Annotated in this window: 24 protein-coding genes; 13 read left to right on the top strand and 11 right to left on the bottom strand. The window is 37.9% G+C overall.

What is annotated here, in order from left to right; translation table 11 throughout:
• The first annotated feature begins 92 nt into the window (after positions 1-92).
• The gene (locus ACICP9_RS02060; protein WP_395498435.1) at positions 93-917 is read left to right on the top strand and encodes a glycosyltransferase family 2 protein; all 825 of its coding nucleotides are present in this window, start codon (positions 93-95) and stop codon (positions 915-917) included.
• Here ACICP9_RS02060 and ACICP9_RS02055 read toward each other — a convergent pair.
• The 9 genes from ACICP9_RS02055 to ACICP9_RS02015 form a co-directional block, all read right to left on the bottom strand.
• Positions 914-2,143 (bottom strand): O-antigen ligase family protein, encoded by a 1,230-nt coding sequence (locus ACICP9_RS02055; protein WP_395498433.1) that lies wholly within the window; start codon positions 2,141-2,143, stop codon positions 914-916. The genes ACICP9_RS02060 and ACICP9_RS02055 overlap by 4 nt on opposite strands.
• Positions 2,133-2,900 carry a glycosyltransferase family 2 protein gene (locus ACICP9_RS02050; protein WP_395498431.1) on the bottom strand — a complete coding sequence of 256 codons (768 nt, stop codon included), beginning with the start codon at positions 2,898-2,900 and terminating at the stop codon, positions 2,133-2,135. The genes ACICP9_RS02055 and ACICP9_RS02050 overlap by 11 nt, the downstream gene beginning before the upstream one ends.
• A gap of 140 nt (positions 2,901-3,040) precedes the next feature.
• Entirely contained in the window at positions 3,041-4,132 is a 1,092-nt protein-coding gene (locus tag ACICP9_RS02045) for a glycosyltransferase family 9 protein (protein WP_395498429.1), read from the bottom strand.
• Positions 4,133-4,288: 156 nt separating this feature from the next.
• On the bottom strand, positions 4,289-4,498 hold the full coding sequence (locus ACICP9_RS02040; protein WP_071662448.1) for a hypothetical protein: 210 nt from the start codon (positions 4,496-4,498) through the stop codon (positions 4,289-4,291).
• 1 nt (position 4,499) lies between these two features.
• The gene (locus ACICP9_RS02035; protein ID WP_071662449.1) at positions 4,500-4,748 is read right to left on the bottom strand and encodes a hypothetical protein; all 249 of its coding nucleotides are present in this window, start codon (positions 4,746-4,748) and stop codon (positions 4,500-4,502) included.
• Between the two features lie 596 nt (positions 4,749-5,344).
• Entirely contained in the window at positions 5,345-6,556 is a 1,212-nt protein-coding gene (locus ACICP9_RS02030; RefSeq protein ID WP_395498427.1) for an N-acetylmuramoyl-L-alanine amidase, read from the bottom strand.
• Positions 6,557-6,669: 113 nt separating this feature from the next.
• Positions 6,670-7,155, bottom strand: coding sequence for a rod shape-determining protein MreD (gene mreD / locus ACICP9_RS02025; protein WP_395498425.1), 486 nt, complete (start codon positions 7,153-7,155; stop codon positions 6,670-6,672).
• 9 nt (positions 7,156-7,164) lie between these two features.
• Complete coding sequence (mreC, locus tag ACICP9_RS02020; protein ID WP_245756774.1) at positions 7,165-7,962, bottom strand: rod shape-determining protein MreC; 798 nt, start codon at positions 7,960-7,962, stop codon at positions 7,165-7,167.
• A 96-nt stretch (positions 7,963-8,058) separates the two neighbouring features.
• Entirely contained in the window at positions 8,059-9,099 is a 1,041-nt protein-coding gene (locus tag ACICP9_RS02015) for a rod shape-determining protein (RefSeq protein ID WP_071662453.1), read from the bottom strand.
• Positions 9,100-9,327: 228 nt separating this feature from the next.
• On the opposite strand from ACICP9_RS02015, the gene gatC reads away from it, so the two are divergent.
• Genes gatC through ACICP9_RS01975 form a run of 8 tightly spaced genes read left to right on the top strand, consistent with a single transcriptional unit; the run spans position 9,328 to position 17,640 of the window.
• The gene (gene gatC, locus ACICP9_RS02010; RefSeq protein WP_395498422.1) at positions 9,328-9,615 is read left to right on the top strand and encodes an Asp-tRNA(Asn)/Glu-tRNA(Gln) amidotransferase subunit GatC; all 288 of its coding nucleotides are present in this window, start codon (positions 9,328-9,330) and stop codon (positions 9,613-9,615) included.
• A gap of 21 nt (positions 9,616-9,636) precedes the next feature.
• Complete coding sequence (gatA, locus tag ACICP9_RS02005; protein ID WP_395498420.1) at positions 9,637-11,094, top strand: Asp-tRNA(Asn)/Glu-tRNA(Gln) amidotransferase subunit GatA; 1,458 nt, start codon at positions 9,637-9,639, stop codon at positions 11,092-11,094.
• The gene (gene gatB / locus ACICP9_RS02000) at positions 11,091-12,587 is read left to right on the top strand and encodes an Asp-tRNA(Asn)/Glu-tRNA(Gln) amidotransferase subunit GatB (RefSeq protein ID WP_084028716.1); all 1,497 of its coding nucleotides are present in this window, start codon (positions 11,091-11,093) and stop codon (positions 12,585-12,587) included. Before gatA ends, gatB begins: the two co-directional genes overlap by 4 nt.
• 9 nt (positions 12,588-12,596) lie before the next feature.
• Positions 12,597-13,928, top strand: coding sequence for a tRNA (N6-isopentenyl adenosine(37)-C2)-methylthiotransferase MiaB (gene miaB, locus ACICP9_RS01995; protein WP_395498418.1), 1,332 nt, complete (start codon positions 12,597-12,599; stop codon positions 13,926-13,928).
• Positions 13,925-14,905, top strand: coding sequence for a PhoH family protein (locus tag ACICP9_RS01990; protein WP_084028717.1), 981 nt, complete (start codon positions 13,925-13,927; stop codon positions 14,903-14,905). The genes miaB and ACICP9_RS01990 overlap by 4 nt, the downstream gene beginning before the upstream one ends.
• Positions 14,871-15,344 carry an rRNA maturation RNase YbeY gene (gene ybeY, locus ACICP9_RS01985; RefSeq protein WP_395498415.1) on the top strand — a complete coding sequence of 158 codons (474 nt, stop codon included), beginning with the start codon at positions 14,871-14,873 and terminating at the stop codon, positions 15,342-15,344. Before ACICP9_RS01990 ends, ybeY begins: the two co-directional genes overlap by 35 nt.
• Positions 15,325-16,182 carry an HlyC/CorC family transporter gene (locus tag ACICP9_RS01980; RefSeq protein ID WP_071662459.1) on the top strand — a complete coding sequence of 286 codons (858 nt, stop codon included), beginning with the start codon at positions 15,325-15,327 and terminating at the stop codon, positions 16,180-16,182. Before ybeY ends, ACICP9_RS01980 begins: the two co-directional genes overlap by 20 nt.
• Positions 16,183-16,194: 12 nt before the next feature.
• Positions 16,195-17,640: an NAD-dependent succinate-semialdehyde dehydrogenase gene (locus tag ACICP9_RS01975; RefSeq protein ID WP_395498413.1), complete on the top strand. Its 1,446-nt coding sequence runs from the start codon at positions 16,195-16,197 to the stop codon at positions 17,638-17,640.
• Positions 17,641-17,643: 3 nt separating this feature from the next.
• Here the strand turns inward: ACICP9_RS01975 and ACICP9_RS01970 are convergent, their stop codons facing one another.
• Complete coding sequence (locus ACICP9_RS01970) at positions 17,644-18,555, bottom strand: hypothetical protein (RefSeq protein WP_395498411.1); 912 nt, start codon at positions 18,553-18,555, stop codon at positions 17,644-17,646.
• A 182-nt stretch (positions 18,556-18,737) separates the two neighbouring features.
• Positions 18,738-19,196 carry a dUTP diphosphatase gene (gene dut, locus ACICP9_RS01965; protein ID WP_395498409.1) on the bottom strand — a complete coding sequence of 153 codons (459 nt, stop codon included), beginning with the start codon at positions 19,194-19,196 and terminating at the stop codon, positions 18,738-18,740.
• A 165-nt stretch (positions 19,197-19,361) separates the two neighbouring features.
• On the opposite strand from dut, the gene ACICP9_RS01960 reads away from it, so the two are divergent.
• From ACICP9_RS01960 to ligA, 4 genes are all read left to right on the top strand, one after another.
• A complete protein-coding gene (locus ACICP9_RS01960; protein WP_395498407.1) occupies positions 19,362-19,601 on the top strand; it encodes a glycine zipper 2TM domain-containing protein in 240 nt (79 codons plus the stop codon).
• A 332-nt stretch (positions 19,602-19,933) separates the two neighbouring features.
• Positions 19,934-23,467 (top strand): chromosome segregation protein SMC, encoded by a 3,534-nt coding sequence (gene smc, locus ACICP9_RS01955; RefSeq protein WP_395498405.1) that lies wholly within the window; start codon positions 19,934-19,936, stop codon positions 23,465-23,467.
• 161 nt (positions 23,468-23,628) lie between these two features.
• Positions 23,629-24,273 (top strand): cell division protein ZipA C-terminal FtsZ-binding domain-containing protein, encoded by a 645-nt coding sequence (locus ACICP9_RS01950; protein WP_395498403.1) that lies wholly within the window; start codon positions 23,629-23,631, stop codon positions 24,271-24,273.
• Entirely contained in the window at positions 24,266-26,302 is a 2,037-nt protein-coding gene (gene ligA / locus ACICP9_RS01945) for an NAD-dependent DNA ligase LigA (protein WP_395498401.1), read from the top strand. Before ACICP9_RS01950 ends, ligA begins: the two co-directional genes overlap by 8 nt.
• The last annotated feature ends 132 nt before the right edge of the window (positions 26,303-26,434 follow it).

The raw sequence follows: 26,434 nt of genomic DNA, 5'->3' as shown, positions 1-26,434 counted from the left end.
TGCGAGTTTACATCTTCAAGTGCGCGCGATATATATTTTATATAGTAAAATTTTTATTTTTTAACGCCAATGATAATCAGCTAGGGTCTATCATGTCATCAAAATTGCCAACTATTTCTGTGATTATAACTACCTACAATCGTCCTGATGCCTTGCATTTAGTTTTATCGGCCTTAGCACAACAAACACGGTTACCGAATGAAGTCATTGTGGCTGACGATGGCTCAACCGATGAAACTCGATTATTAATTAACCAATTACGAGGTCAACTTAATTATCCCCTCAAACATGTTTGGCAAAAAGATGAAGGTTTTCAAGCAGCTAAAATCCGGAATAAAGCAGTTCTACGCGCCCATCATAATTATCTTATTTTTCTGGATGGCGACTGTGTCCCCTTCTCCGATTTTATTGAAAATCATCACTTACTAGCCGAACCTCATTGGTTTCTTTCTGGCCATCGCCTACTACTAGAGAAAAAATTGACGCAAAAAATCCTGCAAGAATTTTTACCCATTTATAAACACACAACACTACAATGGGTATTACACTATTTTCATCGCCAGTCAAATCGTTTATTTCCTTTATTACGAATTCGATTAAATAAATTACGAAAATTACAAGCGAAGCATTGGCAAGGAGCAAAAAGTTGTAACTTAGGTTTATGGAAAGAAGATTTTTTGACCGTCAATGGTTTTGATGAAAGCTTTACAGGATGGGGATATGAAGATTCGGACTTAGTCATCCGCTTAATTCGCGCAGGGATTTATCGTAAATCAGGAAAATTCGCGGTTCCCGTTATTCATTTGTGGCATCAACAAACTAATCGCGAACAAGAACCAATAAATCTTAATTTGTTAAAAAAAGTAACTGAAAACCAACGAATTCGTGCCAAAATTGGCTTAAATAATGTAAATTAATTAGATTTGAAAGTAATTTTCTCAGATTTATAGGATAATCCCGCGAACAACAAAGCGGTGAAAATAACATAAAAACAACCTTGAGTGACATCCATAAGCCAAGAATTAAACAATGAACCCACCGCAATAGAAACCAAAACCGCTTGCGCAAAATATTGACGTATACCTTGCAATCGAAAACTTGCCCAGGCATGAACAATAAACAAGCTTAACAAAATAACCATCCCTAATAAACCAAATTGCACTGCAATATTGAGATATTCATTATGGGGATTTTGAGTCGCAAATTGTTTATTTTCAGCAACTGCTAAATAGTCTTGTGCAAAACTTCCTGTACCTGTTCCTATCCAAGGATGTTCTTTAAATAACTTAAAACTATTATGATAAAACTCTAAACGTAAACCTACCGATGTAGCAAAATTTCCCTGTTTATATTGGGTCACTTCACTCTGTGCTAGATTGAAGCGTTCTTTAAAATTAGCAGGTAAAAACAACAAGCTACCACATAAAAAAAATGAGATTAATAATCCCGCCAGGAGACCTTTCCAAGCAAATTGTTGCCAAGCTAATAATAACAACAAACTAACTAACACCACATAACCCGATCGACTTAGATTAATAAATAATACGTTATAAGCTGCTACTAAAAACAGCAAAACAAAAAACCAGCGCCAAGTTTTTTTAATTGAGAAAGCTAAAACAGCATAACAATAACTGGTAAAAGCTAATAAAAATCCTGTAAAAATATGATCCTTAAAAACACCTGAATCAGCAGTAAAGCGATGTACAAAATCCCAGTGTCCAAAAAATTTAATCAAAGAAAAAAGTAACGTGAGACTAGCCGATAATAAAAATGCAAAAAAAGCATACTGGGCTGTCTTGTCATGTCGAAAGGTACTAAACAAAAAAAATCCTAGCAAAAATTTACTATATTTTATTACGGTATGGAAAGCGATTGGTCGTTGCACCGTCGTATAAGTAAGACCTATTAAAAATAGTCCAAAAAATAAAATAAACATCAATGCCATCGGGTTATAACGCAAAACTAGATATTTTTCATGCCAATTCCCCGCTAATAAACAACAAAGCACCGTCGCTGAGAAAAAAATCATCAACGCCGCAGTTGATAGTGGTAACACAAATGCAGACGCCACCGCAAAAATTTGACTAAGTCGTTGAAAATAATTTCTGAGTGGACGAGATGGAGTCAATGCATCAACTGACATGGTTTATCCTGTGATAAAGATAGATTAATTTAACATAACGATAAAAAACACCTAAAGCATTGGAAACAGCTAATATAAAACCTTCACGTCCATCCAAAAAACCTAGCCTTAATAGATAGCCACGAATAAAACACCACATTGTATGCAAAATCGCTTTAAATAGAGAGGATTTTTTGTGCTGGTGATAAGCCATTAGAGCCCCAAAGCTAGAATAATGATCTAGCTTCACTAACACTTGGCTAATAGTTTCCATTGTCTTGTGAAACATAACTTCTTTCAAGCAACCTAAATGCACATACCCATTTAATTTTTCATGTATAATTGCGGGTGTAAATTGAATATGAGATAAGCGGCGAAACAACCTTATGACTTTATCCCTACCCCAATCTCCGTAACGAATCTTTTTTCCAATAAAAAATGAGGCTCTCTTAATCGCAAAAGCATCATGTTGCTCCTGAGTATTGCTTATAATCTGTTTTATTTCTTGAATCAAGCTCGCGCTTAAGGCTTCATCTGCATCGATAGACAACACCCATTTACCTTTCGCTTTATCTAAAGCTCGATTTTTTTGTAAACCAAATCCTGGCCAATCGGTGGAAAAAATTTTCTGTGTATATTGTCGACAAATTTCTAGCGTATTATCTTGGCTACCGGAATCCAAGATAATAATTTCATCCGCCCACTTTACTGATTCCAGACAACATTGGATATCTTTTGCGGCATCTTTTACTATCACAATCACGCTTAACGCAAGCATATACTTTTAAAAACCTTGTAAAGCTAGCAGAATATACCATATACGAATTAGGGAAGTAGCGTTAAAATGTTAAATTCATCTACTTTTTTCCAACTGCAGTCTTCATTTTTATATCACAGAAAGCAAAGATAAAAGATAGTTTAAACTGAAGGTATATCCGGATAATTAATTAAAATTCTGACTTTATTAATCACTTGCTGAGCAGTTAAATTTTCTAAACAACGACTATGACTTCGAATATGTTGCTCACAACCTTCTTGAAAGCAAGGGACGCAAACGCCTAAACCTTGCATTAAATAAACATTATTTCTATGTTGCGATCCAACTCGAACAAATGGATTGCTTAATGTCCAAGCTTTGGGCCAAGGACCCCATTTTACTGGATTACTTGGACCAAATAACGCGATCGTTGGAACACCTAGAGCCGCCGCCATGTGCGTTACTACGGTGTCCGGACCAATATAAATTTTAGCCTGACTCAATAAAAAACCAAGTTGATTCAAATTTAAGTAACCTACCCTATTAATAGCGCCTTCTGGTAAGCTATCGATTAGTTCGGCTGCAATTTTTTTTTCTAATTCATTTTTATCTCCAGTTAAAACCACCGTATAGCCGACTTGTAATAACCAGGTAGCGACGCCTATCCAACCTTCTTTAATCCATTCCTTGTAAGAAAATTTAGGCTGTAGGTGTAAAATAGCTAATTTTTTATTGATATCAACGAGTTGGCTTACTTTCTGCCTATCTTTTTCCTGCCAAGTGATAACAATCTCTGCGTAAGGATTTAACTGTAAAACTTCTGCCAAACGTAAATTCATTAATACGGTATGCGTAGCAATGTTATCAAACTCTACCGTTTCCGAGAGTAAACGCTGTTTCCACCAACGACTTTTATCCGCACCTAACATGCCTAAACGATATTTCGAAGCAACAAAAGCGTATAAGTTAGCTTTATCTCCAGGCAATGTAGATACCGCCATGTCATAAGCGCGAAAAATTTTTTTTATTAACTGGCAATGCTGATAAAAATCAGCATGTTCTTCAATGGTAATAATATTTTGTATATCGGGATTGGCGTTGAGTATCGATTCAGTCCCTTTAAAGACCAAAAGATCAATCTTAGCTTCTGGCCAATGACGTTTAAAGGTTCGAATTAAAGGAGTAACGAGTAAAACATCCCCAATGCGGCGAATACAAATAATTAGAAGGCTTCTTGGCGGTAAATTGAGCATATCCTTTACAAATACTGCGATTTGCTATGCAAATAGTATGGAGAGAAAAATAAAAATCCAATCCGTTTGACTTCGCAATCAAACATCCATTCCTTGAATAGTTAATTCAACTCTATCAAATAAAAGAAAACATTAAGATTATATAATTTATAATGCTTAAGGATTATCTTTAGAAATATCGATTTTTACATCGCCAAAACATTGTATATTATAAAATTCATCTTTTATATCTTTAAACCATTTTACTCGAGAATCAATACCAATTATTTCACGAATAATTTGAAACATCTCGGCATAATGATTATTACATCCAAAATCGTGCTCAAATTCTGTACCGTCAGATAATATTATCTTTACTTTACTCATATTAAGCCTTTTTAGGATAGAATTTTGCAAGCCTCTTTGAGGGCCGACCCGTCGCTAAAGTGATGTGTATGGGTAGAATCGTACTGAGATTTTCCATCAACCACTTATTTAAACAGGCATCTTCTCCGCTTAAAGAAACATCTATTGGTTTTTCAATATGAGCTGCTATTTTTGGTGCAATACGTTTTTTGAATGCTGCATTTCCTGAATAGCTTAATAAACTGCGCTTATTACTAGCTTTACTAAACATATATCCCCCTTGGAACCATTTTCTTTAGATTGCTAGTTAATTTTTTAATTAGATGACATTAATTTTATTGGATTAAAGCAATCTAGATACTCAATCGATACTCAGTATGCTTTTAATAATTACTCTTTTTCACTTGAATTTTTGTCTGTGTTGCCGCCAACTCGTCATTTTTTTCACGGCATTGCCCAAAACACGATTACGGTGAGTATTGTTTTTAATATTTGACTTAAGTTAATCTCTTATTGGTAAGATTTTTGAAACATTCGTTTTTTTCTAAAAATTTTGATGCATAAGTAATAAAATAAGCTTCACTAAATATAGTGGTTATAATTTTTAAAACAACAATATATAGTATATATCTATTTTACTTACGTTATTTTATACAATCACGTATAACAACTTTAGCAAAAGATTGCATTATCCACAAGTTTTCAAGGGCTTTTTCACAGCTTATACAACTAGTTACGCGCGGATAAGCAAATTATTAATCATAAGAAATAGTAAACAATACGCTTGCTAGATAAAAAAATAGCTACTTAAAAAGAAATCCGGTTGACCATTTAAAAGGGTCAACCAGATAATAGTAATAAGGCTTGCTAACTAATTACGCAACAATTAAAGGAAGTCGTTGGATTTGTTTCAGAATTTGCATCACTCCCTTTACCGGAAAAGAAATTACTTTTTTTTACACTGGATGAAATAAAAGAACGAGGATAATCCGATTGCTGGCTTGGGTAATATTTTTTAATTAATGCTTCTAAGATGCTTATCGTTTTTACACTAGGTTCTCCCGAATAGTTTTCAGGTTCAAAATGCATTTGAAATGCTCTGATGACTTCTTTGGTTTGGAGATCTAATTGACCTGTCACCTCTATTTTATACCCATAATGTCGTAGATTATTTTGTATCCATTTATAATCAATTCCTTGCTCAATGTAAATTTCCTGCTCAATAGCTGATACTTGCTCTTCATTAGGCCATGCGCCTATCTCTCGATCCGCTAATTTTTTCCACAAACGTGTGCCAGGATCCGTCTTTCTACCTGGTGCAATATCAACATGACCTGTTATAAACTGAGGAGCTATTTGGTAATAAACTGCTTTTTCATCTTTGATTGTTATTTGCTCTTGAATTCCTTTAATCAGATCGACCAGTGTATCAATTTGGTGATCGGTATATTCATCCCACTTAAGCTTCCCTTCCTTTTCTAATTGATAAAGTTTTTCTTGTTCAATAGGAAGAAAAACATCGTTAGTTTTTCGCCATTCTTCAGTTAACGTTTTATATTTACTTATCAAATCTTGCGAAACCTGTTCTTTATAAACTTCACGATCAGGCGGCGGCACTAAACCGCGTGTCATGTCGGATAAAAACGCAGTGAATAATTGTTCCTTTTCTAAAAGCTGATATAAACTTTCATCCTCTTTTTTTAAAGTTTCAACAATAAATTCTTTAAGTTGATTCTCAACTTGATAGGTAAATAATACTTCTCCAGAATCTTGGACTAAACCATAACCATAATTAACGATTTCTATACCTATTGACGTATCATTTAAACCACGTCTACCCGCAAATTCACTGATACCGGCATGCCAAGCACGATTGTTTATATCTACAAATTGATAATAATCAAAGGATTCTTCTCCCTCTTTAAAGGATTGTTTTGGAATTAAAAAGTGTGCGCCAACACCGCCGCGAGTTAATGTTTCTATGGAGTCCTTTTCTTCTAAAACGGTATAATGCAATATGATAAATCGTTGGTGTCTATCAAAATTTTGTTTATCCGCCGGTATAAATTTTTCTTTCATAAATATTTCCATTTTTACTTTAATTCAAATTATATTTTACTAAATATTTTTCTTAATATAAATAAAAAAATATTTTGAATAAAATTAACCAATTAACTTTTTATATTTAAAAATTAATGGCGCATATCTAAAGGGTTTATTCTTAGTACATTACCCATCAATGGCCAGACTAAAGCACTCATTAATAAAGATATCCAAGCCCAGCGAAAATCAACCGGAAATCCAAGCCAAGCGTGTATCCAAATAAGTATCATTTGATAGATCATTAACACAACAAAGATAAATAATAGTTGTTGCAGCAATGGGAACATCCGAAATTGCAAATGAAAACGGTAAGCCAAATAAGCAACCACACATAAAGCCAAACTATGTTCGCCCAAGCAGCTACCATATAGCACATCTATAAATAATCCGAGTATCCAGGCTAAAGTAAAATGAATATGCTCCGGCAATACCACGATCCAATAAATTAAGACTAAGGGTAACCATAAAGGAAAAAATAATGCTAAAACAGGAGGTAAAGGAATAATATTCAGAATTATCGCTGCAAAAAAGCTAATCGCAATGAGCAATAAGGTAGAAAAATAAAGTGGTTTCATTCTGCTATCCTATTTTTTAACCGCGCGTGAAAGTATTTTAGCCTTCGAATTAATTTCAGAAGTGGGTGTATTGACTGACGAAATTAATAAAACCGGCCGATTTCTATTTAATTGTGCACTCGGATCAACTTGTATACTCGCAAATTGTGTTGCAACATTCGTATTAATCGCACTAACGACACCGACAGGATAGCCGGCTGGGTAACGTCCTCCTAAGCCAGAAGTCACTAATAGATCATTCACTTTAATATCCACTGTACCGGGAATATCTTTTAATAAAAGTTTTGCGAGCCGTCCTCTTCCCACTAAAATTCCACGAGCATCGCTACGTACATCTTGGACAGGAATTGCACTACGAAAATCGGTCAGTAATAGCACGCGACTACTTAAAAAATCTACACTGATGACTTGACCCATCACCCCATTGGCATCCAATACCGGTTGACCTACTCTGACCCCATCCGATTGTCCTTTATCGACGATTACTTCGTTAAGTAAAGGATCGGCATTAACCAGTAATAATCGTGCCAAACGAACATGCTGCTTTTTGAGATGTTCAGTCGCAGCTAATAATTGGTTCAATTGCCTATTTTCACTTTCTAAAGCGGCATAACGTTGCAATCGAGCTTGTAATAATACTTGCTGCGTACGTAAAACGGCATTTTCAGATTGAATTTTTTGTCGCGTTACAAAGTTGCTGCTGATAGTGTGAAATAATTGCACCGGGGCATCAACCATGTATTGCAAAGGTGCCACAACGTTATTTAAGGTGCGCCGCAGTGACGGTAAATAATGATGATAATCCAATAAAATAAGTAATAGCGATAAAAGAACAAAAAAAACTAGCCTTAACCCTAAAGAGGTTTTTCCACGGTTAAATAATAGTTTAATAGCGCTTACCTGCTAATCTTTGACTAAAAAATCCCCACCCATTTCATCGATAATCTCGAGTGCACGACCACCACCCCGCGCAACGCAGGTTAATGGATCTTCTGCTACGACGACAGGCATACCGGTTTCTTCGGTAATTAGACGATCTAAATTTCTTAATAAGGCACCGCCACCCGTCAAAACCATTCCTCTTTCTGAAATATCAGCCGCTAATTCAGGTGGCGTTTGCTCTAATCCAGTACGAATGGCACCGATAATATTGGCTAAAGGTTCTTGCAACGCTTCTAAAATTTCATTGCTATTCAAAACAAAAGCTCTAGGAACGCCTTCTGAGATATTACGTCCGCGTACTTCAATTTCGCGTACTTCAGACAGAGAAAAAGCGGTACCAATTTCGTGCTTAATTCGTTCGGCGGTAGGTTCACCAATTAAACTTCCATAACTACGTCGAACATAATTGACAATCGCTTCATCGAAACGATCACCACCAATACGCACGGATTGAGAATAAACCACGCCACCCAAAGAAATGACAGCCACTTCAGTAGTTCCACCTCCAATATCCACCACTAATGATCCACGCGCTTCGTCAACGGGCATGCCTGCACCAATAGCCGCTGCCATCGGTTCTTCGATCAAATAAACCTCTCTAGCACCGGCACCTAAAGCCGATTCACGAATCGCTCTACGCTCAACTTGCGTTGATCCACAGGGTACACAAACCAAAATTCGAGGAGCAGGACGTAAAAAACGATTTTGATGGACTTTGCTAATAAAATGCTGCAACATCTTCTCAGTGACATAAAAATCAGCGATGACTCCATCTTTTAAGGGGCGTATCGCATTAATATTACCGGGAGTACGGCCTAACATGCGCTTAGCTTCCCAGCCTACCGCAAGTACACGGCGCTGATTTCCGTCTTCTAAACGAATAGCGACTACAGATGGTTCATTAAGGACAATTCCTTCGCCACGAACATAAATTAATGAATTGGCTGTGCCTAAATCGATGGAAATGTCTTTAGAAAATAAACCGCGGAATTTGCTTAGCATAAAGTTGACCACCTACGTATGAGCGTTTACCTACACAATATAGTGTGTGCCTAAGCACTTTAGCAAATCTAGAAGATTTTATGCAAGCAACCTGACAAGATAGGAAAAATAAAATCGCAGCAAAGTCTGGAGTCACTTCAACATAATATTTTCAGATTCGCAAATTTAAGCGTAATAGGTATAATACCGAGCTTTTTATAGTATTTTAGATTTGGAGTTTTGTTCGCTATGGTGATTACACTTGAAGATGTTAATAAAATTGCTGATCTCGCTAGGATACAAATCGATCCTAAGGAAGCTACTCGATACTTAATCAGTCTACAAGACATTTTTAAGCTAGCCAGTCAAATGGATGCGGTCGATACTGTCTCGGTACAGCCCGTCGCTCATCCTTTTGGCATCACGCAACGCTTACGTCCTGATAAAATCACTGAGATTGTACATAGAAAAGATTTTCAACAACTCACTGACTCTACAGAAGCAGGACTCTATTGCGTCCCCCTTGTTTTAGAATAACTTTAGAAGAGATTAACAACTATGCATAACCATACGCTCGCTGAGTTATCTACCGCCCTTCGAGCCAAAAAAATATCAAGCAAAGAGTTAACCCAACATTTTTTAGCGCGTATCGATAAATATGATAAAACCTTAAACAGTTTTATTACGATCACACCCACTGTAGCGCTAGAGCAAGCCAAACAGGCTGATCGACAACATCAAAATGGCAGTGCGGGGCCTTTGACTGGGATTCCTTTTGCACATAAAGATATTTTTTGCACGACAGGCATTAAAACCAGTTGCGCATCTAAAATGTTAGATAATTTTATTCCTCCCTATGACGCAACATTGGTCAATCGGCTGAATCAAGCAGGAACCGTGCTATTAGGGAAAACTAATATGGATGAGTTTGCTATGGGCTCATCCAATGAAAATAGTTTTTATGGTGCAGTAAAAAACCCTTGGGATATCTCGCGTGTACCCGGCGGATCTTCTGGTGGTTCGAGTGCTGCCGTTGCTGCTCGATTAACGCCTGCCGCCACAGGTACCGATACGGGAGGTTCCATAAGACAACCCGCTGCACTATGCAATCTTACTGGACTTAAACCCACTTATGGCCGGGTTTCACGCTATGGGCTTATTGCCTTTGCCTCTAGCTTAGATCAAGCCGGTCCAATGACACAGACCGCTGAAGATGCCGCGCTCCTAATGAATGCCATGGCAGGTTTTGATGAAAAAGATTCTACAAGCATCGACCAGCCGGTTCCCAACTATTTATTGACATTGAATGATTCTCTCGAAGGCTTAAAAATTGGTTTGCCAAAAGAATATTTTTCGCAAGATCTTGATCCTAAAGTTGCAGCAACCATCCAAGCCGCTATTAAGCTCTATGAAAAATTAGGCGCAAAAGTGAGTAGCGTCAGTTTACCTAATTGTCATTTAGGTATTCCGCTTTATTATATTATTGCATCCGCTGAATGTTCTTCCAACCTTGCTCGTTATGATGGTGTGCGTTACGGTTATCGCTGTAATAATCCGACTGATTTAAAAGATCTTTATGAAAGAACCCGCGGCGAAGGATTTGGTAATGAAGTAAAAAGACGGCTGTTGATGGGTACTTATGTCTTATCCGCTGGATCTTATGATGCTTATTACGCTAAAGCACAAAAAATTCGCGCTCTTTTAATTCAAGAATTTAAAGAAGCTTTTCAGCAGGTTGATATCTTATTAGGACCTACCACACCAACAACTGCATTCAAACTAGGTGAAAAAACCAACGACCCGGTGAGTATGTATTTATCCGATATTTACACGATCGCTATCAATTTAGCAGGCCTACCTGCTGTTTCAATTCCAGTAGGCTTTCTTGATGGACTTCCCTTAGGGATGCAACTCATTGGCCGACCTTTTACTGAAGCAAAATTATTGAATGCCGCACATCGTTATCAACAAGCGACCGATTGGCATCAAAAAGTACCGGAGAGTTTTAATCTATGACCTCGGCTATACACAAAAAATCATCAAAAAATAGCAAAGTCGAGCCTGAAAAACCTGCTGATGCATGGGAATCTGTTATAGGACTTGAAGTTCACGTTCAATTATCCACACTATCAAAGCTTTTTTCAGGGGCAGCAACCGCCTATGGCGCTGAACCCAATACACAAGCGTGCGCAATCGATTTAGCTTTACCGGGTGTACTACCCGTTTTAAATGCAGAAGCCGTGAATATGGCCATTAAATTTGGTTTAAGTATCCAAGCAGACATCCCTCATTATTCAATTTTCTCACGTAAAAATTATTTTTACCCTGATTTGCCTAAAGGCTATCAAATTAGTCAGCATGAAAATCCTATTGTCGGCCCTGGACACTTAACGATAGTCTTAGAAAATGGAGAACAAAAAATTATTCGTATTACGCGCGCTCATTTAGAAGAAGACGCTGGAAAATCGCTACATGAGGGATTTGAAAATATGACGGGCATCGATCTGAATCGTGCCGGAACTCCTTTATTAGAAATTGTTTCAGAACCCGATTTAACTTCACCCAAAGAAGCGGTTATCTATCTTAAAACATTACATACCTTGGTTCGTTACTTGGATATCTCTGATGGTAATTTACAAGAAGGCTCATTTCGCTGCGATGCCAATGTCTCTGTACGTAGAGCTAACCAAAAACAACTAGGAAAACGCGTCGAAATTAAAAATCTAAATTCGTTTCGTTTTATAGAAAAAGCGATTCAATATGAAATTGAACGCCAAATTGCGGTTTTAGAAAACGGTGGCCACATTGACCAAGAAACCCGTTTATATGACACCGATAAACAAGAAACTCGCCCCATGCGCAGTAAAGAGGATGCGAAAGATTATCGCTATTTTACCGACCCGGATTTATGTCCTGTCTTTATCAATGCTGATTTTATTGAAACACTCTATCAAACTTTACCTGAATTACCACAAAAAAAATTAGCTCGCTTTCAAACAGACTATAAGTTAAGTGCTTATGATGCGAGTTTACTGACAGCTACTTGCGAATTAGCTAACTATTTTGAAGAGGTTGTTAAAGAAAATGTTCCCGCTAAATTAGCCGTCAATTGGATCATGGGAGAACTTGCAGCCGCTCTAAATAAATCAAATTTCACCATTATTGAATCTCCCATTAGTGCCAAACGATTAGCTACTCTATTGCAACGAATTGCTGACAACACGATTTCTAGCAATATCGCCAAAAACGTGTTTGAAGAATTATGGAGCAGCAACAAAACCACTGATAAAATCATTCAAGAAAAAAATCTACAACAAATTACGGATCAAACCGCCATCTTGAGAATTATTGATGAGATTTTAATAAAATATCCTGAACAATTAGCTGACTATCGATCTGGAAAAAATAAACTATTTGGTTTTTTTGTGGGTCAAGTCATGAAAGCTTCAGGTGGTAAAGTAAACCCTCAACAATTAAATCATTTATTAAAAGAAAAACTCGATCAGTAAAGAAACTTTATGTTATTACAAAAAATTTACATTGAGACGCATGGTTGCCAAATGAATGCGTATGATTCAGAAAGTCTATACAACCTCTTATCTCATTCTCATGGCTTAATCTTGACTAAGGATCCACACGAAGCAGACGTCATCGTCTTAAATACCTGTTCTATTCGTGAAAAAGCGCAAGAAAAAGTTTATTCCCAGCTAGGACAATGGCGTAAAATTAAAGCCTTGCGAGCTCATATCATCATCGCTGTAGGTGGCTGCGTCGCGAGTCAAGAAGGCGCCGGTATTATTCAACGCGCGCCTTTTGTAGACATTGTATTTGGGCCTCAGACTTTGCATCGACTTCCGGATATGATCAATCAAGTTTTAAAGAAAAAGCAAACTGTGGTTGATATTTCTTTTCCTGAAATCGAAAAATTTGATCACTTACCCGCTCCACGAGCTGAAGGTCCCCGCGCCTATGTCTCTATCATGGAAGGATGTAATAAATATTGTAGCTTTTGTGTCGTTCCTTACACACGAGGTGAAGAAATTAGTCGCCCTCTAGATGATGTTCTCGCAGAAATTGTACAACTCGGTGAACAAGGTGTCCGTGAAATTACCTTATTAGGACAAAATGTTAATGATTATCAAGGTCCTCGCCATGAAGGCGGCATAGCCGACTTAGCGGATTTAATACGCTATATCGCCACAATAGACCCTATTTTGCGTATACGATTTACTACCTCTCACCCCTTAGCATTTTCAGAACGTTTAATTCAAGCGTATGCCGATGTACCAAAATTAGCCGATCATTTACATTTACCGGTGCAAAGTGGCTCCGATCGAGTTTTAGCGGCGATGAAGCGTGGTTATACCTCACTAGAATTTAAGTCTAAAATTCGTAAATTACGCAAAGTTCGACCCAATATTGCTATTTCTTCAGATTTTATTATTGGCTTTCCTGGAGAAACTGAAGCAGACTTTCAAGCCACTCTTAATTTAGTCGAATCTATAGGTTTTGATCATTCATTTAGTTTTATTTACAGTCGCCGACCTGGTACGCCGGCAGCAGAACTTCCAGATGATGTATCTCCCCTCGTAAAAAAACAACGTTTACAGATCCTCCAAAATCTCCTAGTATTTCAAGGACAGGCCCTAAGTAAAAAAATGTGCGGTAAGGTCCATCAAATATTGGTTGAAGGTCCTTCTAAGAAAAATAAAGAGGAATTTCAAGGGCGTACAGAAAATAACCGTGTGGTTAACTTCAGAGGTCACGCGCGCTTAATAGGTCAATTAGTTCCTATTACTATTACTGAGGTATTAAGAAACTCTTTACGAGGAGAATTAATAGTAAATTGAATACTCAAGCTTATACTTTTCAACTCATGCCCGAAGATAATCATCGTTTAGCGAATCTTTGTGGTCCCTTTGATCAGCATTTACGTCAAATTGAGCAAAAACTCAACGTTTGCATTTATAATCGTGGTCATGACTTTCAAATTAACGGCCCTAACTCTGCTGTTGAAGTTGCCGCTAAAGTTTTACACCATCTTTACGCAGAAACCGGCACAAAAAAACACACACTCACGTCGAATACTATTCATCTCGTCTTGCAAACCGCTCAAACTGATCCGAATATGACACTAAAGCCCCTTCAAACACCTGGTATTGTGATTCCAACTAAACGTGGCCCTATCAAACCTCATAGCCCAAATCAAGCACTTTATATCGATCGTATTTTAAATCACGATATAAATTTTGGTTTAGGCCCCGCGGGAACCGGTAAAACTTACTTGGCTGTCGCTTGCGCAGTATCCGCGCTAGAGAAAGAACAAATTAGCCGAGTCATACTCGTTAGACCCGCCGTTGAAGCGGGTGAAAAGCTAGGTTTTTTACCGGGTGATTTTTCGCAAAAACTCGATCCTTACTTTCGCCCCCTTTATGATGCATTGAATGATATGCTCGGTTTTGAATTAGTGATGCAACTCGTCGAACAACACATTATTGAAGTCGTTCCTTTAGCTTATATGCGTGGACGTACATTAAATGATGCCTTTATTATTTTGGATGAAGCTCAAAATACCACGAAAGAACAAATGAAAATGTTTTTGACACGCATCGGTTTTAATTCCAAAGTGGTTGTGAGTGGTGATACTACACAAACCGATTTACCGCGTGGCCTAGAATCAGGTCTGTGTCATTGTTTAAATATTTTAAAAAAAATAAAGGGTATCAGCTTTACTGAATTTCAAATGCAAGATATTGTCAGACATACATTGGTACAAGCCATACTACAAGCTTATGCGCAAAACGAAAGCCAAAGAAAAGCGCATTAAAATCACGATACAAACTGTTACTAGTCACACTTTTATTCCTAGTCGTTATTTCCTGCAACAATGGGTAAACAAAGCGTTCTCAAATAAAATTGGAAGTAGCGCAGTGAATATACGGCTTGTTAGTAAAAAAGAAAGTGCTGAGCTGAATAACTTTTATCGACATAAAAAAGGACCTACTAATATCTTATCATTTCCTTTTGAGCCGCCACCTAAAATTTACTCACCGTTTCTAGGCGATTTAGTCATATGCGCCATGCTGGTTAATCAAGAAGCTAAACAACAAGCAAAAACCCGCTTAGCCCATTGGGCACATCTGGTTATTCATGGTTGTTTACATTTGATCGGTTATGATCATATTTATAACAAAGAGGCCACCCAAATGGAAACCATAGAAATTCAATTATTAAAGGAATTAGGTTATGAAAACCCCTACATCTGACGATAAACTTAAGATAAAAAAAAATCGTCAGCCCTGGCTCACTCGTGTTCATCAAGCTTTCAAGCAAGGTCCTAAAAATAGAAAACAACTGATAGAATTATTGCATTACTCACGCCAGCGCAACCTACTCAACTCACAGGCGCTCAAAATGCTTGAAGGCGTATTACAAATCTCTGACATCCATGTCAGAGATATTATGGTTCCTCATGCCAAAATTACCATTATTTCCGAAAAGGCTAATTTAGCAACCTTACTTCCTATCGTTATCGAATCGGGTCATTCGCGTTTCCCGGTTATTAATGATGAACGACGTGTTATTGGTTTATTATTGGCAAAGGACTTGCTCAAATTCAATCCATTAGACCATCAAGACAGTTTTGATATCCGTGATATCTTACGCCCTGTGGTGTTTATACCGGAAAGTAAACGCTTAAACAGTTTACTCGAAGAATTTCAACATAAACATTATCATATGGCTATTGTCGTTGACGAATATGGTGCCGTATCTGGTCTAGTGACTATTGAAGATGTTTTAGAAGAAATTGTGGGTGAAATTGAAGATGAATATGATGCTAATGAGGAAGTTTTTATACAAGAACAAAATCCTAATCAATTTATTGTCAAAGCCATGATGCCCATTGAGGATTTTAATGATTTTTTTAATTCTCATTTAGCGACCGATCAATTTGATACCATCGGTGGAGTCATCGCGAATCGTTTTGGTTATTTACCGAAACGCGGCGCCAGTACGACTATTCATCCTTTTCGATTTAAAGTTTTACGTGCTGATAATCGTCTTATTCGTCTATTGCAAGTCAATATTGAAAAAACCAACTAGGGAATGCTCCATATGAAATTAAATAATGCTTCGCTGTTTCAGCAAAGTTGTTTTATTAATGGAAAATGGATCCATGCAAAAAAAACTATCCAAGTTAACAATCCTGCTACCGAGGAAAACATTGGAACGGTTCCTGATTTAGAAACAGCAAACGTACTTGATGCCATCGCCGCCGCCGCCGCCGCCTGGCCGATGTGGCGATCAAAAACCGCCGTAGAACGTGGCGAATTACTCTATCGTTGGTACACACTTATTTTAGAAAATATCGACGATTTAGCGCGGTTGCTCACGATAGAGCAAGGAAAACCCATTAGAGAAGCTAAGGAAGAAATTCGTTACGGCGCCTCTTTTATCCAATGGTTTTCCGAAGAAGGCAAACGCATCTATGGTGACATCATACCCGCACCATTAGCCAACCAGCATTTGTTCGTCAACAAACAATCCGTAGGCGTGGTAGGTGCTATTACACCATGGAATTTTCCTAACGCCATGATCACACGTAAATGTGCACCCGCTTTAGCCGCTGGCTGTTCCATTGTACTCAAACCTTCGGGATTAACACCTTTTTCAGCCTTAGCATTAGCGGTACTCGCCGAAAAAGCCGGCATACCACCCGGTGTATTTAATATCGTTACGGGTAATTCTGAATTGATCGGCACTATTTTTACCGACAGCTCTTCAATACGCAAGCTTTCATTCACTGGCTCTACAGCTATTGGCAAATTATTAATGCAGAAAGCAGCTAATTCGGTAAAAAAAATATCCCTAGAATTAGGCGGCAATGCACCGTTTATTGTTTTTGAGGATGCCGATATCAATCAAGCAATCCTAGGCGCTATTGCATCAAAATTCCGTAATAGTGGCCAAACGTGTATATGCACCAATCGTTTTTATATTCATGAAAAAATTTATGAACGTTTTACAAAAAAATTAGCTGATGCCATTCAACAGTTAAAAGTAGGTAATGGTCTAGAAGATACTGTTCAAATAGGTCCTTTGATCAATCAAGCGGCGGTTAAGAAAGTAGAAAAACATATTACCGATGCATTGCATCAAGGAGCCGAACTGGTATGTGGCGGAAAAATACATACGTTAGGTGGGAGTTTCTTCCAACCGACACTCTTAAAAAATTGCACAGCCACTATGTTAATTGCCAAAGAGGAAACCTTTGGACCTGTCGCGGCATTATTTAAGTTTTCTGAGGAAAAAGAAGTCATCGATTTAGCCAATGCCACTGAATATGGACTCGCTGCTTATTTTTATACGAAAAATGTTGATCGGGTTATCCATGTCGCCCAACAACTCGACTATGGTATCGTCGGCGTCAACACCGGGCGCGCTTCGAATGAAGTCGCACCCTTCGGTGGTTTCAAGCAGTCTGGCATTGGGCGTGAGGGCTCAAAATATGGTATCGAAGACTATTTAGAAATTAAATATATCTGTTTAAATACAGAATAAAGATTATCTTGTTCTAAGCATATTATCGCTTGGTACTATGTCTGGAAGCAATGTATAAGCAAATTTTGCTTTGTTTTCTTTAAATGCCCCCAGTTTTAACAATTTCGTGCTTATAACAGGGCTAATAGGTCTTAACAATTTTTTAACCGCATCTCTTTGATAAGGTTTAAAGTAATTTAATAGATCGATATAAAATTCCTTTGATAGTTGGCCATTTTGTCGTTGAAAGCCTTCTATCTGATCCCTCATCAAAGGAGAGTTCAAGAACTTAATGGCATCATTTGGAGGAAAAAGTTCAATAAAATTTTTAAGATCTTCTATGTTCATAGAAGCAATGATGGCTTGATGACCATATTCCTGAACGTTTCTTTTAAAAAAATTTAATCTCGATTCAGAACACTCTTTTATAATGGATAATCTGAATTGTGCAAGTGATAATTGACTCCTCTTAGTAACCTTAGCCTGTGATTCGTTATTACTTTCTCTAGAATTCGTATTAGATTGACAGCGATTATAAATCTTATCTTCTGTTCTTTTTGGTATTGAATAGGGAGTCATTCTCTTGACATTTTGTTTAGCAGGAAAAATACCCCCAAAATTTTTTTTATCGAATGGTAATAAATCATTGAAAGCCGGATCCTGGGATAAACAAGCGCTAAGTACTTTTATTTCGAGTTCAGATAGCGCAGACAATTTAATATCAAAACGTTTTAATAAAAGTTTGAAGGCATTAAATCGATCGAGCTTAGGAAACAAAAAAAGAATCGCTTTTAATTGGATAGACTTAAGTTCAAAATTTTTTAGTTTATTTTCCTTAATTAAATTTTTTAATTCAACAATCCGTAGCTCTGAATATTTAATTTTTTTAAAATGATTTAATAAGCTTAGCTTTTTGTTATTGGTTATAGTTATCATAATCTTATTATTAGAAAAAGTGGTGGCGTGTAGTCTAACAGAAAATTTTTACTGCTCAGTATATAAAATTATTCAAGCAAAATATTTCATATTATATTTATGCACTATTAATTTTATTGATAGAATACAGCATAACCTCCCATCCTAGCTTATCAAGCATTCTATCTAAACAATTTTAAACTTTATTGCACGCCAGAATGTCCAAAGCCACCCACGCCGCGTTCGGTTTGCACAAATTCAGGAACCAATTCAAATTGTGTTCTAACGACCGGTACAAACATTAGTTGAGCAATTCTATCTCCGGGCTGGATTGCAAACTCACTATGGCCGCGATTCCAACACGAAATGAATAACTCGCCTTGGTAATCGGAATCAATGAGACCAATGAGATTTCCAAGTACAATACCATGCTTATGGCCAAGACCCGAACGCGGCAGGATCACAGCCGCTAAATTTGGCTGAGCAATATAAATCGCTAAACCAGTGGATATTAGCTCGGTCTGGTTAGGCAATAATTGTATGCCCTGCTGAGTACACGCGCGCAAATCTAATCCTGCGGATCCCTCTGTGGCGTAGCTCGGCAATGGAAATTCCTCACCTAATCGGGAGTCCAAAATTTTTAATTGGATATTTTGCATCATCAGATCCTATTAGAAATGAACTCTCATTATAACCCAATCTAACTGTACATTTATTAAACGATTTTGTCGGGTGTAACTGGTATTTACCTCCCCCACTGCCTATACTTTTTATAAGAACGATAGATAAATAGTCCAAAAATTATTTCATTTTCCATGGGGTAAAATATGAAAAAAATTAATTCATTCGCCTTAATAGGCCTTTTATTAGTCGGCCTAACAGCCTGCGATACGATGTCACCCGACCAAAGACGCGTGGCCGGAGGTTTAGGTGGTGCCGCAGTAGGTGGTCTATTAGGTAACACGATTGGTAGTGGCTCTGGTAGAACTGTAGCGACAATAGCCGGCGCAGGATTAGGTGCTGTAGCAGGAAGCCAATTAGCTGGCAGCTCAGGCAACCGCTACTAGAAGATAGAAGAATATATACTCACCGTTATTGGATTTTTGACAAGTACCTCGATTGAGTCTTGCATAGCAACACAGACAAAAATTCAAGTGTGAGAATATAACTTACCTTCGGATAGCCTAGATATACGCTCTGCATTCAAATGAGCGTATGTCTAGGCTTTTTTATACCGCTCTTTATTTCACTGAAAGCCTTAGATATCATTTTATATTGAGTCGATTTTTCTTTTAAATCACTCTCGCACTTGAAGATGCAAACTCGCACCTTGGGGCGCTATGGGTATATTCTCTATAAATGCTATACTTTTTCCTATTAAATCGATATTAATACACTTATGCGTCTAGAAAGTATCAAATTAGCAGGATTTAAGTCCTTTGTTGATCCCACTACCGTGGCTTTTCCGAGTAATCTTACCGCTATTGTAGGCCCCAACGGCTGTGGAAAATCGAATATTATCGATGCCATACGCTGGGTTATGGGCGAAAGCTCTGCCAAACAACTACGAGGTCAATCACTCGATGATGTGATATTTAACGGCTGCCATACCCGAAAACCACTAGGCAAGGCATCGATTGAACTCAATTTTGATAACTCTGATGCAAGTCTAGGAGGTCAATACAATAGCTATACGCAAATTTCGATTCGACGTGAAATCACGCGAGAAGGCCAATCGATCTATTCTCTTAATGGAACCCGTTGCCGTAGACGTGATATCCGAGATATTTTCTTAGGTACGGGTCTAGGTCCACGTAGTTATGCCATTATTGAACAAGGTATGATTTCTCGCATTGTGGAAGCTAAACCTGAAGAGCTGCGTGCTTATATTGAAGAAGCAGCTGGCATCTCAAAATATAAAGAACGACGTCGTGAAACCGAGTTACGTTTGGAACATACACAGGAAAATTTAAATCGTTTAAATGACGTAAGAGAAGAACTTAGCAAACAACTTAAGCATTTACAGCGTCAAGCCAACGCCGCGGAACGCTACAAATCACTTAAAGAAGAAGAACGTTTCCTAAAAGCTCAATTACAAACTCTTCGTTATCAAACATTTCAGGAACAACTACACACTCAATTAAATGAAATACAATCGGTTGAAGAACAACTACATGCCTCTCAACTTGAACAACAGCATTTATCCGCACAGGTAATAGCCGATCGTATTGAGCAAACTCAAGCACGACTAAATTTTAGTAACTTTCAAACTGAATATTATGAACTCGGCAATGAAGTAACCCGTTTAGAAGAAAATTTACGCACACAAACAACACAACTTCAGCAAAATCAACTCGAGCTAGCCGACTTAACCAAAAAGAAAGCGGTTCTTGAAGAACAATGCCAATCCAGCGAAGCAAATCAGATTCAGATTAATCAAAGACTTAATGAACTCCAGAAAAAACAAACTGAACTTCAGGTAGCCACTGAACAAAGCCTAGTTTCATTAAAACAAGCGGAGAAAAATTATGCCGGATGGCAAACCCAATGGGAAACCATCCAAACCTCTTTTATTGAACTAAAACAACAGCACCATAGTGTTACAACACAAAACCACTTTGATCAACAGCAATCTCACACATTAAACCTACGTATTGACCGCTTGCAACATGAGCATGATGAACAAACTAACATTTTGAATCCTCAGAATAAACAATCTGAAAATTTAAACGAAATTTTAGCCTCGATTGAAGCAAAATATACACACTGTAAAACTCAACAAGAACAGATAACTCAACGAATTCTTGAACAACGTACTCTTTTACAGCAAAACACTAAAGAATTGGATCAATTGAAAAGTCATTTACAAATGACGCAAGGAGAATACGCCTCACTCATGGCCTTGCAACAAGAAGCCTTAGGTAAACGCGAACATACCTTATTGGAATGGTTTAAAAAACATCATTTAACCGAACAACCTCGACTAGTACAGCTATTACAAGTAGAAACCGGTTGGGAGCGGGCAATAGAAGTGGCTTTGAACCAACATATCCAAGCGGTATGTTTTACCGACCGAGATTCTTTAGATGATTTTTTAAATTCTCCCCCGCCGAATACGGTTAGTTTAATGACAAAGTCGATACCCTGTGAATATTTTGCTGCGACTTTTCAGAATCAGTTAACACTAGCGCCTATTAGTAGCAAGTTTACAGCGCCATGGCCACTTGAACACTTGCTCGCAGGAGTCTATGTAGCCGAGAACGTAACAGAAGCGATGGAACATACCAAGCAATTAAAAAGTTATGAATCTATCATCACACGTGAAGGAATTTGTTTGGGTAATCATTGGATTCGTTTAACGGGTGGTGATGATCATAAAGCAGGCTTATTACAACGAGAACGTGAAATAACTCAGCTACAAAAAGTGCAACAAGACATTCAAGAACAGCTTGATAAGAAACAAATAGACTATCAGCATATTCAAACCCAATTAAAAGAACTGGAAGATACGCAAGCAAAACAACAGAAACAATCCACTGAATTAATTGCTCAACAAGCGGATTTAAGTGCACGCCAAAAAGTCCAACACGCTCGAGTATTTCAAGCGAAACAACGTCTTACAGCAATACAACAAGAATTGCAAGAAACTAAACAACACTATGCAACGATACAGGAAAAATTACAGCAAGCCTGCGAAGAGCAAAAAATAGCACATACTCAACTGCAAGAAATAGAAAAACAAAGGCTAACTCACTTAAAAGATAAAGCTATCTTGCAAAACCAACTCAATGAGTCGGCACGTGTCACTAAAGACTATGAAGCAGAACTTCATCAACATGAGTTACGTTTACAAGCGATGCATCATCAACTAAAAACCGAACTTGCCACTTTAGCTAACGTAAAACAGCAGTATAGGCAATTAGAACAACGTCTTAATCAATTGCATGAATTGATCGACGTTGCTGAAAATCCGATAAACTCACTTCAGGAACAACTCAATCTACAAATCGATAAAAAAAATAAACTGGGTTTACAACTTAAAGAACATCAAACAAAGTTAGAAATCATTGATAAAAAAATTAAAGACACCGAAACTCAATCACAAGCACTGGAAGCTCATCTTAATTTAGATCGAGATTCTTTAGAACAACAACGATTACTTTCACAAGAATTACGTATACGGGCTAAGACCTTAGAAGAACAATTGCAAGAACAGGGTTATGAACTGGAGAAACTTTTATCAGAAATTCCTTCTGGACAGATTGATATCACTGAACGTGAAACGCAACTGACTCAATTAACTCAGCGTATTGAACAGATGGGGGCAGTAAATCTCGCTGCTTTGGAAGAACAACAGATAATTTCAGAGCGTGAAAAATATCTAGAAGCCCAATATAAAGATTTAACCGAAGCCTTAGAAATGTTACAAACGGCTATTCAGAAAATGGATAAAGAAACGCGTAACCGGTTTAAAGAAACCTTCGATAAAGTCAATCAGAACTTCATTACTTTATTTCCAAGGCTATTTTCAGGCGGTGTCGCTTCATTACAACTCCAAGATCCCGACTTACTGAGTAGTGGTATTTGCATCATGGCGCAACCACCAGGAAAACGAAATAGCACCATACACTTGCTTTCAGGGGGAGAAAAAGCCTTGACGGCAACTGCTTTAGTTTTTTCATTTTTTCAGTTAAATCCTGCTCCTTTTTGCCTATTAGATGAAGTGGATGCGCCATTAGATGATACGAATGTTCTAAGGTTTTGTAAGTTAGTGAAAGAGATGTCGAATGAAGTGCAATTTATCTTTATTAGCCATAATAAAGTGGCAATTGAAATGGCCCATCACTTGACAGGAGTCACTATGCATGAACCGGGTGTTTCGCGCCTGGTCGCTGTCGATCTAGAAAAAGCCATAGCCATTGCTACTGCTTAAGCCTACAATGAACCGGTTACTTTTCTTCCTATGCGAGTGGTATATTTTTAGTTTTATTTCTTCGTATGATACGATGGAGAGCCAGACATGGAAACTTTAATAGCTCAAACGTTTTCTTTATTTAGTAAAAAACATTATTTCTTTCAAGAGGTATCGATGTGATGGACATTGACTACTTACTGATTATTTTACCTAGTATTATTTTTCTCGGTGTTTTTGGTTTAATACTTATTATTTGGCATGGAAATTTTCGCAGTAAAAAAGAAAAATTAAATGCCGAACATTCAATAACAAAACCTCCGTCTAAAACTGAGCTATCGACATCGCGACTCGAACCTACTTTCACTAAATCTAATCTGAAACAAGAAAGCACTAACAACAAGAACTCCATAACTCAATATGACCTCGATAACTATATAATCTTACAATTAATGGCCCCCAAACAAAGACCATATCGCGGATATGAACTGATCCAAACATTGACGAGTGCCGGTTTTCACTATGGCAAAATGAATATTTTTCATTTTTATGCCGATCCTTTAGCCAAACAAGAGCTTTTATTTAGTCTAGCCTCAGCTATCGAGCCTGGAACCTTTGATTTAGATAATACCGGAGAAATAGTTTGTCCCGGATTATGTCTATTTATGTCGATCCATCAGGTTAAATCCGCGCTGAACACATTTAACTTAATGTGGGAGACGGCACAAATTCTCGCACAAGACTTAGATGGTGTACTGTGTGATAAACAACTACAACCTATTGAGGATCCTTCTCGATATCACTCACAACTTCATGCTTATGCCTAAACCATCCGATAGCCTCATTAAAAAAATGGAGCGGCTTAAAAAAAAAATTAACGAACACAACTATCGGTACCACATTCTTGATGACCCATTGATTAGTGATGCCGCTTACGACAAACTGTTTCGTGAATTAGAAGATCTCGAAAAACACTATCCCGAACTGGTAAGCAATGACTCTCCCACACAACGCGTCGGTAGCACTCCGTTAACATCCTTCCAACAAGTCCAACATGCTATACCCATGCTCTCTTTGGAAAATGCTTTTTCTGAAAAAGAAGTACTCGCGTTTAATCAACGTATACAAGAGAGATTACAGACCGAAGACGATATCGAATATGCATGCGAACCCAAATTGGATGGTATTGCCGTAAGCTTAATCTACTATAAAGGACAACTCATTCGTGCCGCAACACGGGGCGATGGCCATACTGGAGAAGATATTACTTTAAATATCCGTACCATTTTAAGTATTCCCTTACAACTTCGAGGGTCGGATTACCCGACAAATTTAGAGGTACGTGGCGAAGTATACATTCCCAAAAAAGCCTTTCAACAACTTAATAATCGGTTAAAAGAAACGGGAGAAAAACCATTGGTTAATCCACGTAATGCGGCAGCAGGAAGTTTACGTCAATTAAATCCTAAAATTACTGCGCAACGTTCTTTAGCTTTTTTTACACATAGTGTCGGACAAATTAAAGAGGGTCCATTAGCAGCGACACACACAGCGATCTTAGATCAATTTAAACGTTGGGGTTTACCTCGTTGCCCACAAACTAAAACAGCGAAAAATATATCCGCCTGCTTAGCGTATTATTATAAAATAGAAAAACAACGCGTGACTCTTCCTTATGAGATTGATGGTGTCGTTTACAAAGTTAACTCTATTGCCTTACAACAGCAACTGGGCTTTGTTTCACGTGCTCCACGCTGGGCACTTGCGCATAAATTTCCCGCGCAAGAAGCATTTACACGGGTCCTAGCCATCGAGTTTCAAGTGGGCCGTACGGGTGCCTTAACCCCGGTTGCACGATTACAACCCATTTTTGTTGGAGGGGCAACGATTAGCAATGCCACTTTACATAATATGGACGAAGTTAAACGCAAAGACATACGTGTAGGGGATACCGTTATCATCCGTAGAGCAGGTGATGTTATCCCAGAAGTCGTCAGCGTCGTTCAAGAAAAACGGCCCGCTAACACCTATGATTTACAATTACCTAAACACTGCCCTATCTGTGGCTCAGATATCATTAAATTAGAAACCGAAGCAACTGCACGCTGCAGTGGCGCCCTCTATTGCCCAGCACAACGTAAAGAAGCCATCAAGCATTTTGTCTCACGCAAAGCCATGAATATTGAAGGTTTAGGCGATAAACTCGTCGATCAATTAGTCGATACTAATTTAATTAAAGATGTCTCTGACCTATACCAATTAAAGATAGAACAATTAGTCGATCTTGAACATCTGGGTGAAAAATCCGCTCAGAAATTATGCGCCGCCATACTCGCTAGTAAAAAAACCAGCTTAACCCGTTTCTTATATGGCTTAGGAATACGTGATGTGGGTATAACGACAGCCCTAAATCTCACTCAACATTTTCAAAAACTGAAATCTATCATGCAGGCGGATGAAGCGTCCCTACAAGCTATTCCCGACATAGGTCCTGTAGTCGCAGCCCATGTTAAAAAATTCTTTAGCGAAGCTCACAACCTTGAAGTAATCAAAAATCTACTGATAGCTGGGATTACTTGGCCAAAACCTCCTGGTATTAAACAGCAACACGTCTCCCTCTTAACCGGAAAAAATTTTGTTTTAACCGGCAGCTTATCTGAATTAAGTCGCGAGCAAGCCACCACTTTGCTCCAAGGACTCGGAGCAAAAGTCACTTCTAGCGTGACCAAAAAAACCGATTACGTGATTGTAGGCCAAAACGCTGGATCGAAACTCACGCATGCCCAGGAGTTAGGTCTCACTATACTGACAGAAAAAAATTTTTTATCGCTATTAAAGAAAGCAAATTTATCGTAAAATTACCTTTTTGGTAATAAAAACTAACACATACTTGCACATCAAGAGGCTAACAGGCATCTTGCTATGCAATCATCTCGCAGCGAAGATACCGTTCGCTATGAATTGAAAGATACGCATCTTTAAGTGCAA

This window comes from Rickettsiella endosymbiont of Litargus connexus (assembly GCF_964277335.1).
GTDB classification, from domain to species: Bacteria; Pseudomonadota; Gammaproteobacteria; order Diplorickettsiales; family Diplorickettsiaceae; genus Aquirickettsiella; species Aquirickettsiella isopodorum.
This window is presented reverse-complemented; position numbering and strand designations above follow the sequence as displayed.